Raw genomic sequence first — 12,774 nt, 5'->3', positions numbered from 1 at the left:
CCGTGCTTCTTCTTCGTACCGGGCACGGTGTTCTCGGCAATGACAAGACCGTGGGAACGGTCGTGCGGGTCGATGCCGTAGACGATGTTGTCTTTGTAGGTGTTGCACATGACCACGAAGTCACGGGTCTCGTAGCAGTAGAAGCCGTACCACATGTCCGAGAACTCGGAACCGACGATCCAGCCAGTCGGTTCGGGACGCTTGAGTACCTTGGCCATGTTCGGCGTGTACTGGGAAATACTCACGCCGTAGGACTTACTGTTGGCGTAGCCGAAGCTGGCCATCTTGCTGTTGACGATGTAAGTCTCGGTACCGCCCCAGGCCAGCAGGAACGGACGGAATTCCTTCGGCGAGCGGAAGGTCGCCGGGCCGTTTTCCTTCTCGCGCCAGCCAGTGATTTTGGTGTCACGCACAAACAACTGACCGTCGTTGACCAGGAACGACCCGGCCTCTTGCGACAGGCGCAGTTCCTGAGTCTGGCCGTCGATTTCAAGGATGCCTTTGCGGCCAACCACGATCGGCAGCTTCGACAGGTACACGCCCGGCGACGTTTCGCTGAAGTACTGCTTGGGCAGTTTCTTCGCCAGATCCTTGAGGTTCATATAGCCGTCGTCGACAAAGATCGCCTGCGGGATACCGTGCTGACGCACCACCCATTCGGCCATCTTGTTGTCGCCGCCGATGAAGTCCTTCAGGGCGTCTTCCTGCATCATCCGGCGCACGCTGATCTTGCCCGGTTTGCTACGGACGATTTTCGCGGCGGCGGCCTCGGCAGTGAAGCCGGACAGGTCGGGCAGTTTCGGCTTGGCCAGTTGCAGCGCCTCGGTCGGCGCGCTGCTGACGGTGTAGGTCTTGGCTTGTTGCAGCTCTTTGGCGGTGGTCACCGGTTTGCCCTGTTGCGGCGTGACCGGTTCGACACTGGCAAAGGCGCTGGCCGAGGCCAGCAGCATCGCGCCGGCCAGCAGGCTGATCGAGCCTTTCCTCGTACTGTTCATGTCGGGCACTCCCTTGGCGGTTTGCATCAGAAGCGCCAGATCACGTCGATGAATGCGCGGTGCATGTACGAATCAACCTGGCTGCCATAGGCATCGCCGGGCTTGAACACGCCGCCACGGAAACGTACGAGCGCCGCCGGCTCGTCAATCGACTGGCTCAACGCCGCCGGCAACAGGCCTTGCTTGAAGTACTTGGTGACCACCAGATCCATTTCCTGACCGAGGTCTTTCTTGCCATCGTCCAGCGGCAGGGAGGTGCTGGAAAGGATCGCGCCGGTCACGTCGTCAGTGTTGTTTTCCACGGCGTTGATGCCGTTGCTGCCGACTGGCTTGTTGCCGTCCACGCGCCAGAACTTGTGGTAGATCAGGCTGGCGTCGTACTGGTCGTTGAGCATCCACGAACCGAACAGGGTCGCGGTCTGCATGTTGTTCATTTCGCCACGGAAAGCTTCGCCGAAACGGTGCACGCGCGAGCGAGTACCGGTGTAGTTCGAGCGGTTACTTTCCAGACCGTTCTGTTCGTAATCGGCACTGGCGCGGGCATACGCGGCGCCGACTTGCCATTGCGGATCAAGGCGCAGACGCACGCCCAGATCAGTCGCCCAGCCGTTGACGTCCTCGCTGCGTTTGGCCTGGGCCGGCGCGGTGCCGTCGGCGTTCAGCGGGTTGACCGTGTCGCGGTCGCCGCTCATGCCGGTGATGCTGCCCCAGTAGTTGACGGTGTTGGTGTTGCGCCAGTTGTAGGCGTCGCTGTCAGCGGTCAGGCCGAGCCAGCTGATGTCACCGTTCTGAGTCTTGTCGAGCGAGTCGCGGGGCACGCCCGGCTCGGCATAATCGAGTTTGCCGTCATCGTGGGTGTGATGACCGCGAATCCCGACCCACTGCCCCGGCGTCCACTGGTAAGCGGCATCGGCGTAGGCGTGCAGGCGATCCTTGTCTTTCGGCGCCAGCTCTTTGAGGTCGGTGCGGTATTCGCTGAAGCGTTCGGCGACACCGACGTTGGCACGCAACAGGGTGGTGTCGAAGGTCCAGTTCAGCGCTTCGATGTTGGTGTCGCGCCACTGGCCGTCGTCGTTGCGCAGGCGTTGGCGACCGAACTTGAGCATCTCGCCCGGATACGGCGTCAGGCCGCTGTAGCCGACCCAGAACTCGCGCATCGCCAAATAGTTTTTCTTGGTCTTGCGATCATTGTTATCGGTGTTTTCAGCGCCGTCGGCCTGCTGCAGGGTGTCGGTCTCGATGATGTCGGTCGAGGTCACGGCCTGGCCCATGGCGTAGGCACTCCACGCGCCGCTCTCGCCATAAACCCACGGACGCAGGTCGAGGCCGACACCGTTGACGTCGCCACCCTTGGCGGTGCCGAGGTCACGGTCGTCTTCGGACTGGCCGGTGATTTTCACTTCGAGGCCGAAGTTCTTGGTTTCGGTGATCGCCGCCAGTGTCGGGCAAGACCAGATCAGCGCGAACGTGAGGCCAATGCCGGCCTTCACAAAGGGATTCAACTTCATAGGGATTCCTCGCCGTCTTCTTCTTGCAGGGCGTGCAGTTGCAGCGTGCTCTGGTTCAGGGCGCCACGGCTGGCCTGTTCCTGTTGCAACAGGCGCTGGGCTTCGGCCAGACGCTCGGGCGGCAATTGCGCTGCAAGGGTGGTCGCCAGCTCATCGGCTTGCGGGGTGTTTTGTGCCTTGGCCAATTGGCTGAACACATAGGCGTTGAGCGGATCGGGCTTGGTGCCCTTGCCTTGGGAAAACAGTTGCGCGATGGCGAAATCGGCGCTGTTCTGGCCGTTGCGCGCAGCGGTCAGCAGATGATCGAGGGCTTTCTGCGGGTAGACCTTGCCCAGATAACCACGGCGATAGATCTGGCCGAGGTAGTAGTCGGCGGCGACTTCGCGGCCGACGGCTTTCTGGAAATGTTCTTCGGCGACTTTGGCATCGGCCGGGACCATTTTGCCTTCGTAGTAGAGCTTGCCTAGTAACAGTTCGGCGCGCGGCTGGTCGGCAGCGCGGCCGTTGTCCAGGTACTTCATCATCTGATCGACGTCGCCCAGTTCGGGGAAGTCGTAAAGCAGTTGCGCGAGGGTCACCCACGACGCCGGATAACCCGGGGCAATCGGTTCGAGCAGCGACTGCGCGGTTTTTTCGTCGGTCTTGCCGAGGGTCGAATCGGCCAGCACGCGAGCAACCGAATCCACGCGCTGAGCGGTGACGCTGCCACGGCTGTATCCGGCCTGCATCTGCTTGATCAGCTCGGCTTGTTGCTCGGGCTGGGCACGTTTCTGATAGACCGTGGCCAGTTCGACGTAGCAGATGTCGGTGGTGTTGAGCGCGGCTTTGCAGATCTTTTCCACGTCATCCAGATGCTGGTCGTAAGTGCCTTGGGTGCGATACAGCAGTACCTGCGCCAGGCCCGCTTCCGGGTAACCGGATTTACGCCATTGATCGATCTGCTGCTGGGCGTTGATGTTCGGGAAGCTGTGCGGGTATTGCAGATACAACATGGCCAGCGGGATCAGCGTGTTGCCTTCGCCATTGGCCGCAGCTTTTTTCAGCAGGACTTCGGCTTCGTGGTGTTCGGCTTCGGTGGAGCCCGGTTTGGCCACCAGCAAACGACCGAGACGTGCCTGCGCCCGTGGTGAAACATCGGCTGCGGCGCGGTAAGTCGCTTCGGCCTGTTTCATCTGCGCCGGATCACGGCTGTCGACCTGGATATCGGCGAGGCCGACTTGCGCTTCGCTGTAGCCCAGGTCGGCCAGTTGCTGATAGTTCTGCGCAGCGGTGGCGGTGTCGCCACGCTTGAGCGCTTCGTTGGCCAGACGCTGGTCGGGCAGGCCGGCACAACCGGCCAGACTCACCGCCAATGCCAACGAGCAAACCATCAATCCCATGTGGGAGCCAGCCTGCTGGCGATGCAGGCGACGCGGTGTTCCAGCAATACCGCAATGATCCAATCGCTGGCAGGCCAGCTCCCACAGGGATCGCGGTGTTTTCAGGATGGGTGGAGTAGTCACAGGCATGTCCTCGACTTAAAGACCGGCAGCCATGGCTTTGTCGATCAGCCAGTTCAGGTTCGGGCCACGGTCGCTGTTCACTTCCACCGGGCGGCCGGCGAAGGTGCTGTCGAGCGGCTCGTCCGGCTGGATCTGCACGCGGATGTCGGAGGACAGGTCGGCGCTTTTCAGGCTGGTGCTGCTGACGATCTTGCCGGTGCGGGTCTTGTCTTCGCCGGCGATCTGGAAGCTCACTGGCGTCCCCGGACGCACGTCGCCGAACTGGCGATAGGAGAAGCGCGCGTCAACGGTGGCCTGGGTGTTGCGCGGCACAAGTTGGAAGATCACATCGCCCTTGCTCGCGTACTGACCGTCGGCCACCAGTTGCTGGGCCACGGTGCAATCGCACGGCGAAGTCAGGGTGCCGGTCATCTGCTTGCCGAACAGTTCTTCAACCTTGGCTGGCTGCAACTGATCTTCGTCGAGATGGCCCTTGAGCACGTCGAGCATGCTGGTGCTGAAAGTCGCCAGCGGTGCGCCTTTGGCGGCGACACCGTCGGACTTGATCAGGCTCTGCACGGTGCCGTCACGCGGCATGGTGATGTTCATGCCCGGCACGCTGACCAGACCGGCCTGCGCATGGCTGACGAAGTACATGCCGTACACCGATTTGAAAATGAAACCCGCCGCGACCAGACCAACCGCGAAGATCCCGGCGCTGAACGTCACCGCTTTCAGGCGCCCGAACGGGGTCATGCCGGAGCCACCGTCCTTGACCTTGCGCGCCTTGGTGAAGTTGTCGCGCTGCAAGGTCGCGAGCACTTCGCCGATGCTGACGATGTCGCCGGACAGGTGCGAAGTGATCAGGTGGCGCAGGGTCGAAATGTCCTGCTGTTCGAGGTTCTGGAACTGGCAACCGACGCGGCCGGTCTGGCGGTCGTAGGAACGCACTTGCAGTTCGACATCCATGGCCAGGCCGAGGTTATCGATGACGAATTGCAGACGCGCCTTGTACACCTCGCCGATGGTCAGCGGCAGTTGGCCGGCGTTGAACGCCAGGCCCCCGGCGGACAGGTCGATGACCCGTGCTTCGACTGGCGTCCGGTCGGGACCGAAGAAACGCAGCTTGGCCGGGATTTTCACTCGGGCGTGTTGGCGCTGGGCTTCGGATTCATGCACTACGTTGGCGTTCACGGCGGTATTCATAGGGGCGATTTCCTTGTTAATTCAATAGGGGCGGGTCAGACCATCATCAGCAGCACGGCGACGAAAATGCTGCCGGCGGAGAAGGTCATGGTCCGAGACGACCAGGCGCTGAACCAACGTACAAAGCTGGCGAGATCACGGGTCAGGGAAGTGGGTTGGCGAGTCCAGGATTGTTGGTCGAGGCGGAAGAACACGTAGATCTTCACCAGCGCGCCGACAATCTGGTTGTAATAGAGAATCACCGGGTAGGCCGGGCCGACCCGGTGACCGGAACACGACAACAGCAAGGTCAGAATCAGGCGGGTGATGCCGATCCACAGCAGGTAAACCAGGATGAAAGCGGTGCCGTATTTGAAGCTGGCGATGATCGCCACGGTCAGGCCGAGCAGCGAGGTCCACATCGATACGCGCTGGTCGAACAACACCACCGAAGTAAACGCGCCGAGGCGTTTCACACCCAGGCCCAGGGCCCGGGAGTTCTGCCGCAGGTTGTTGCCGTACCAGCGGAACATCAGTTTGCGGCTGGCCTTGATGAAGCTTTTTTCCGGCGGGTGCTCAACGGTGTTGATCGCCGCGTCAGGCACGTAGAACGTGTCGTAGCCGAGGCGCATCAGGCTGAACCAGCTCGACTTGTCGTCGCCGGTCAAGAACTTGAAACGACCCAGACGCCAGTGTTGCAGCGAGTCGCTCTCAACGTCGGCGATGAATTCCGGGTTGGTGACCACGGTGGCGCGGAACACCGACATGCGACCGGTCATGGTCAGCACGCGCTTGGTCAGGGCCGTCGAGCACATGTTGATGTGGCGCTGGGCGAAACGCAGCTTGTGCCATTCGCTCATGATGTAGCCGCCGCGCACTTCGCAGAATTCGTTGGTGGTCAGGCCGCCGACGTTGCCGAACAGCTGGAACCACGGCACGGTCTTGCGCACGGTGCCTTCGCCGAGCACGGTGTCACCGTCGATCACCGCAACCACTGCGCGTTCGTCCGGCAGGTGACGGGAGATCGCACGGAAACCGTAAGCCAGGCCATCGCGCTTGCCGGTGCCGGGAATACGCACGAAGTCGAGCTTGACCCGCTCCGGCGGATTCATCCGGGCCCACATCGCCTTGACCAGCAGCTCATCGGACATTTCAACGATGGAGCAGACCACGGTGGTCGGCAGCTCGCAGTCGATGGCTTCGCGGATCACCGAGCTGTAGACCTGCGCTGTGGTCAGCGCGTCGATACGGAAACTGGTGACCATCAGAAACACATGCGACGGGTCCGCGGCTTTACCCAGCTTGCGCACTTTGCGGCGCAGATGCGGGTAGACGATGTAGAGAAAAATCATGCCGCGCACAAAGTGCGTTGCACCCATCGAGTAGCGCCAGATACCCACGGCGCCAATCAGGAAAATGAAGTCCTTCGACTCGGAGTCGAATGTGGACGTGGGCAGCATCAACGCCAGGCCCATCAACAAACTGAGGTAAAACAGCCAACCGGCGGCCTGAAGTAGGCCGTGCTTTAGCCTGTGCATAATCTGCATCCGTCTCTATCTCGGGCGAGCCGTTTGGGTGGCCCGATGGGGTTAAGGCAGGCGAAGAACCGACCGGGGTTCAATCCCCGGCCGGAAGGCTGACTTACCAGCAGATACCTTCGGTGCGAGTACCGGTGTCGGTCGCTTTGGCCATGAAGCCCACCAGGTCGATGACCTGTTTGCCGTGCGGTGCTTGTTGGGCCAGTGCGCGGAACTTCTCGTCGCGGTTGCCGAGGATGATCACGTCGGAGTTGTCGATCACCGAGTCAAAGTCAGAGTTGAGCAGGGACGAAACGTGCGGGATCTTCGACTCGATGTACTCCTTGTTCGCGCCGTGAACACGGGCGTACTCGACGTTGCTGTCGTAGATGCTCAGGTCGAAGCCTTTGCCGATCAGCATCTCGGCCAGTTCCACCAGCGGACTTTCGCGCAGGTCATCGGTGCCGGCCTTGAAGCTCAGGCCGAGCAGGGCGACTTTGCGTTTGTCGTGGCTGGAAACGATGTCGAAGGCGTTCTGCACTTGCGATTCGTTACTGCGCATCAGCGAGTTGAGCAGCGGTGCTTCGACGTCCAGCGAACCTGCGCGGTAGGTCAGGGCGCGCACGTCTTTCGGCAGGCACGAACCGCCGAAGGCGAAGCCCGGGCGCATGTAGTACTGGGACAGGTTGAGGGTCTTGTCCTGGCAGACCACGTCCATCACTTCGCGGCCATCGACGCCGACTGCTTTGGCGATGTTGCCGATCTCGTTGGCGTAGGGCACTTTGGTCGCGTGCCAGACGTTGCAGGTGTACTTGATCATCTCGGCAACGGCGATGTCCTTGCGGATGATCGGCGCGTCGAGTTCTTCGTACAGCGATTGCAGAACGTCGCCCGAGGCCTTGTCGAACTCGCCGATGACGGTCATCGGTGGCAGGTCGTAGTCCTTGATCGCGGTGGACTCACGCAGGAACTCAGGGTTGACCGCAACGCCGAAATCGACGCCGGCCTTCTTGCCCGAGCAGTCTTCGAGGATCGGGATCACCACGTTGGCAACGGTGCCCGGCAACACGGTGCTGCGCACCACGATGGTATGGCGGGTGGATTTCTCACGCAGGACAAAACCGATCTCGCGGCACACCGCTTCGATGTAGTTCAGTTCCAGGTCGCCGTTCTTCTTGCTCGGCGTGCCAACGCAGATCATCGACAGGTCGGTGTCGCGAATCGCCTCGGCGAAGTTGGTGGTGCCACGCAGACGACCGGTCTCGATCCCCTGAGCCAGCAACTCGCCCAGACCCGGTTCAACAATCGGCGACTTGCCTGCGTTGATCATGTCGATCTTGTCTTTGGCAACATCGACGCCAACCACGTCATGGCCCCGTGCAGACAGGCAACCGGCACATACTGCGCCAACGTAACCCAAACCAAATATGCTGATGCGCATCGCAATTACCTCTGTATATATCAGGCCGCTAGAGGGCCGGAGTTAATGGTGTTCAGCGGTCATAGTGCACTCGAAAGTGCGGCTTACAGGCGCCACAATGCCGTGTGCAGGCATACATAAGTTCGAGTGTCTAAATAAGTGCACTCAAGGTGTGCGCAACTAGGCCTTGTTGTTATGACTTGCCCTGTTTTGCAGCCGATCTTTCGTTTGAAAGATATTCGTGCAGTCGTATAACGCGCTCGAGTGGCCGGCATAAAGCCCGCAGATCAAGCGGTTGGGTGCTACGGTGAGCACGGTTATAGGGGCGCGGCCTTGGCCTTGTAGGGGATATTAATGGTGCGTATCTCCTGTCCTTCAAGTTGCTTTCAGACTGGTTAGTCATCTAGGCAAGTTAGTGTGACAACTTGGTTATATGGCTGTCTGTCTTGCGTAAGTTATCTCGTACAAACTCAGCGAGAATCGTTACCGGTGGTATGAGCTATGCATTTGGACATAGTTCCTGTCCGCTCATCGCGAAATCTGAAATTTTTTGAAATATTGTCAAAGATGGCACTGGTCTCAATTTGATAGCACTTTCGATTTCGCCCTTTATTAATAGGCAGATACTAGCGTGAGATATTTTTGTGCCACTACCGTGAAAAAATTTACGTGCCACTACTGAAAAAAATCACGGCTGTCGAGTGAAACTAAAATTAGAATTGGGCTGGACGATTTTATGGCGCCAATAAAACGGCGAAATGAGGCGAGGGTTTTTTGACATCGTGCGAGGTGCACGACTCTTTATATAAAGAGTCGTGCAATGGACATGCTTTATTCCGGTGCGTGGTCGCGCAAAAACACCAGATTGTCCGGTTTCGATTGCTCGGCGCTGTAGCGATAACCCTGCACGTCGAACTGTTTGAGGGCGGCCGGATCGTTGATGCGTTCCTGAATCACGAAGCGGCTCATCAGGCCACGGGCCTTTTTCGCGTAGAAGCTGATGATCTTGTACTGGCCATTCTTGAAGTCGCGGAACTCGGTGTTGATGATTCGCGCGTTCAAGGCGTTGCGTTTGACCGCCGAGAAGTACTCGTTGGAGGCCAGGTTCAGCAGCACGTCATCGCCCTGATCGGCGAGGGCCTGGTTCAGCCATTCGCTGATCTGCGTGCCCCAGAAGGCGTACAAATCCTTGCCGCGGGCGTTGGCCAGTTTGGTGCCCATTTCCAGTCGATACGGTTGCATCAGATCGAGCGGGCGCAGCAGACCATACAGGCCGGAGAGCATGCGCAAGTGTTGTTGCGCGTAGTCGAAGTCGGCTTCGCTGAAGGATTGTGCGTCGAGACCGGTGTAGACGTCGCCCTTGAAGGCAAGCAGTGCCTGCTTGGCGTTTTCCGGGGTGAAGGCCGGCGTCCAGCTGCCGAAACGCGCGGCGTTGAGCCCGCCGATCTTGTCGGAGACGTGCATCAACTCGCTGATCTGCGCCGGACTTAGCTCGCGCAATTGCTGAATCAGCTCTTGGGAATGGTCCAGGTATTGCGGCTGGGTGAAGCGCTGGGTCGCCGGCGGTGTTTCGTAATCGAGGGTCTTGGCGGGGGAAATCACCATCAGCATGAAGTCGTCTCCTTTAATCGTGGGGGCGATTCTAGGGGGTTGGGGCGGATGACTCCAGCTATCAGGCTCATAGGTGATCGACGGCTGGACACAAATCCCCTGTAGGAGTGAGCCTGCTCGCGATAGCGGTAGATCAGTCACCGTGATGTTGAATGCCAGACTGCAATCGCGAGCAGGCTCACTCCTACAAGGGATTGGTGTGACTGCGGGAATTGCTGGTGGATCAGCTATAGTGCCGCGCGGGTTTTGTTATGGAGACACCCCTTTGCGCATTGTTCTTTTTTTCACCGCGTGGCTGTTGAGCTTCGGTGCCTTGGCGGCACCGGGCGACCCGGCGACGCTGGATCGCAGCACCTGGCCCGAGCAGTTCGGCAATCCGACCCTGTTCGACGTGGCGTCGCGGGCGGAAATCCTTATGTTCGCCCGTGGACTGTTGGGCACCGAGTCGATGGACGAAGCCGCACTGGCCCAGCGCCTGGGGTTGCGCACGATCAATCTGGATGCGATCAATATCCTGCGTCAGCGCCTCTGGCAGCGACTGTTGATCAGCTACAACTTCGCCCAGCAAAGCTGCGATCAGGACGCCTCGTTCTGTTTCCTCGTCGAGGACATGCCGACCCTGCGCGAGCAGGCTGCGAAGTTCGTGGTCAGTGACGACAGCTATTACACCAAGTGGGCCGAGCCGAGCCGGATCTTCCATTTGCAGTATCTGGATGAACTGATGCGCAAGGCTGCGTTGTCGCCGCAGACCAGCAGCGAAGTCGATCGTTTCGGCGATTACGAGCGTAACGGCGACGACATGCACGATCGCCTGTTTCTGCTGAGTTTCGACAGCGCGGCGAATGTGCTGCCGGACAACACCGAGTGGCTCGCCGACTACCTGCGCAAGTCGAACCTCACGGGCACCTTCTTCGTATTGGGCAAGGATATTCAGGCGCGTCTGGCGGGTAATTCGGTCAGCAGCCTGCAATCGACATTCTCCAGACAGTGCGTCGGCGTGCAGGGCTGGGAGTTCCGCTCCCACAGCTATTGGCAGGACTGGCAGGATTCAGTGCGTCGCAGCGCCGATCTGGTGAAGAACAAACTGCCGGAAAACTATGTGCCGCTGTTCCGTCCACCGGATGGCCAGCGCCGCAGTGATGCGCAGGGCTTCTTCAACAGTCAGGGCCTGCAAGTGGCGCTATGGGACATCGATGCCCAGGACGGCGCCGGCAAACTCAAGGGCCCGGCGAGCGCACAGCGGGTGCTGACTTTGATGCTGTTGTGGCGTCACGGCGTGATCAATTTCAACAGCAAACAGGATGCGGTGAAGACGGCGTTGCCGTGGCTGATCACCCAGACCGCGCAAAGCGGTATCGGTTGGGAAGACTGTCAGGACGCATTTCGCTGATAAACGGCAAGAGCCCGGAAACATTGGGCTTGGGGTGAATTTTTCAGAGGAATCGATGCAGGCGGACTTCCGACTCTAACGGTGTCGCGGGAGTCCGCCAAGGGCTTTTCGTCACTTTGCAAAATAAACTTAAAAAAACCGTCAAAGTGCTTTTTTATGTCATGGGTTTTGGAGTATTACGAAGACAGACCGCCGAAACCTGCAACACAGGTGGCGTCTTCCAAGACCCATTTTGTGTGCAGTTCACCTGCCATCCTGACGAGGGCACTGCAGGTGGATTCGGCAGTCACTTCGAGGCGCAGCACCGCCGAGGTATTGCGTCGAATGGCTCCCACAAAGGTGACCGAGTATGGATGATCACGGACGTAGCCCTTCCTCCAACCAGCCAATCCTTTGTACTCGATACCAACGTACTGATTCACGATCCAAACGCCCTGCTGAATTTCGAAGAACACCACGTTGCGCTCCCGATGACCGTGCTTGAAGAGCTGGACAAGCTCAAGAGCGGGCATCACAGCGTGGCCGCTGAATGCCGTCAGGCCATTCGCCTGATCGACAAGACCCTGGGCGACGCTTCCCCCGAAGATGTCGAACTGGGCGTGCCGATTCAACGCGGCAAGGGCGGGCCGAAGGGTTTGCTGTCGATTTTGATGAGCAAACAGGCCGAGTCGAGTCTGATTCTGCCCGAGCATCTGAACGACAACAAAATCATCAACCAGTTGATCGACCTGCACGCACGCGATCCGAAAAAACCTGTGGTGCTGGTCACCAAAGACATCAACATGCGCCTCAAGGCGCGTGCCTGCGGGATTGCGGCCGAGGATTACAGCACCGACCAGTTGGTCGATGACGTATCGCTGCTGCCGAACGGCTACCACAACATGACCGGCTCCTTCTGGGACCGCGTGAGCAAGGTCGAAACCCGTCAGGATCACGGCCGCACATGGCATCAGGTGCAATTGATCGACAACCTGCCGGCGGTGCACATCAACGAATTCATCATCGATGAACAGGGCTTCGTTGGCTGGATCAAGGAAATCGAAGAAGACCGTCTGCTGATACTCGATCTGCATCAGGAACCGCTATTGCACCAGGAGGCTTGGGGGCTCAAGCCGCGTGACATCTATCAGAGCCTGGCGCTGTATGCCTTGCTCGATCCGGACATCCATCTGGTCAACCTGTCCGGTGCTGCCGGCTCGGGTAAAACCATTCTGGCGCTGGCCGCTGCGATTGAGCAGACGATGGTCAGCAAACGCTATCGCCGCATCATCGCCACCCGCAGTGTTCAGGGGCTGGATCAGGAAATCGGCTTCCTGCCCGGCACCGAAGCGGAAAAAATGGAGCCTTGGCTGGGCGCCATCACCGACAACCTCGAAGCCTTGCACATGGATGATGAAAACACCCATGGCAGCGTCGATTACATCCTTAGCAAAGTGCCTTTGCAGTTCAAATCGCTCAACTACATTCGCGGTCGCAGCTTCCAGCAGAGCCTGATCCTGATCGACGAATGTCAGAACCTCACGCCGCACCAGATGAAAACCATCATCACCCGGGCCGGGGGCCGGGGCCGGGGGGGGGGGGGGTGGGGTGTGTGGTATATGTTAAGGGGGGACGGGGACGAAATAAAGGGGTATGGTGTTTTTATTTTAGGTTGTGGGGGGTGGTGT

7 protein-coding genes and 2 pseudogenes are annotated in these 12,774 nt (G+C 59.4%); 2 read left to right on the top strand and 7 right to left on the bottom strand.

Annotation, left to right across the window (positions count from 1 at the left end; genetic code table 11):
* From ACIOZM_RS29870 to yaaA, 7 genes and pseudogenes are all read right to left on the bottom strand, one after another.
* A pseudogene (locus tag ACIOZM_RS29870) lies at window positions 1-995 on the bottom strand (right-handed parallel beta-helix repeat-containing protein); the annotation flags it as partial.
* A gap of 26 nt (window positions 996-1,021) precedes the next feature.
* Window positions 1,022-2,503 (bottom strand): alginate export family protein, encoded by a 1,482-nt coding sequence (locus ACIOZM_RS29865; RefSeq protein ID WP_401220829.1) that lies wholly within the window; start codon window positions 2,501-2,503, stop codon window positions 1,022-1,024.
* On the bottom strand, window positions 2,500-4,011 hold the full coding sequence (gene algK, locus ACIOZM_RS29860) for an alginate biosynthesis TPR repeat lipoprotein AlgK (protein WP_401220826.1): 1,512 nt from the start codon (window positions 4,009-4,011) through the stop codon (window positions 2,500-2,502). Before algK ends, ACIOZM_RS29865 begins: the two co-directional genes overlap by 4 nt.
* Window positions 4,012-4,020: 9 nt before the next feature.
* Complete coding sequence (locus tag ACIOZM_RS29855; RefSeq protein WP_401220823.1) at window positions 4,021-5,190, bottom strand: PilZ domain-containing protein; 1,170 nt, start codon at window positions 5,188-5,190, stop codon at window positions 4,021-4,023.
* A gap of 35 nt (window positions 5,191-5,225) precedes the next feature.
* Window positions 5,226-6,707, bottom strand: coding sequence for a mannuronan synthase (gene alg8, locus ACIOZM_RS29850; protein WP_401220820.1), 1,482 nt, complete (start codon window positions 6,705-6,707; stop codon window positions 5,226-5,228).
* Between the two features lie 103 nt (window positions 6,708-6,810).
* Window positions 6,811-8,127, bottom strand: a complete 1,317-nt coding sequence (locus ACIOZM_RS29845; RefSeq protein ID WP_401220818.1) for a nucleotide sugar dehydrogenase — start codon at window positions 8,125-8,127, stop codon at window positions 6,811-6,813.
* 810 nt (window positions 8,128-8,937) lie between these two features.
* Window positions 8,938-9,717, bottom strand: coding sequence for a peroxide stress protein YaaA (gene yaaA, locus ACIOZM_RS29840; protein WP_401220815.1), 780 nt, complete (start codon window positions 9,715-9,717; stop codon window positions 8,938-8,940).
* A gap of 265 nt (window positions 9,718-9,982) precedes the next feature.
* Between yaaA and ACIOZM_RS29835 the strand changes: the two genes are divergently transcribed.
* Both ACIOZM_RS29835 and ACIOZM_RS29830 read left to right on the top strand, forming a co-directional pair.
* Window positions 9,983-11,107 carry a polysaccharide deacetylase family protein gene (locus ACIOZM_RS29835; RefSeq protein ID WP_401220812.1) on the top strand — a complete coding sequence of 375 codons (1,125 nt, stop codon included), beginning with the start codon at window positions 9,983-9,985 and terminating at the stop codon, window positions 11,105-11,107.
* Between the two features lie 349 nt (window positions 11,108-11,456).
* Window positions 11,457-12,666, top strand: a pseudogene (locus ACIOZM_RS29830) (PhoH family protein); the annotation flags it as partial.
* Window positions 12,667-12,774 lie beyond the last annotated feature (108 nt).

This window comes from Pseudomonas sp. NPDC087346 (genome assembly GCF_044744235.1).
Classification (GTDB): domain Bacteria; phylum Pseudomonadota; class Gammaproteobacteria; order Pseudomonadales; family Pseudomonadaceae; genus Aquipseudomonas.
Note: the sequence above shows the minus strand (reverse complement) of the source record. Positions and strands in the feature narration are given on the sequence as shown.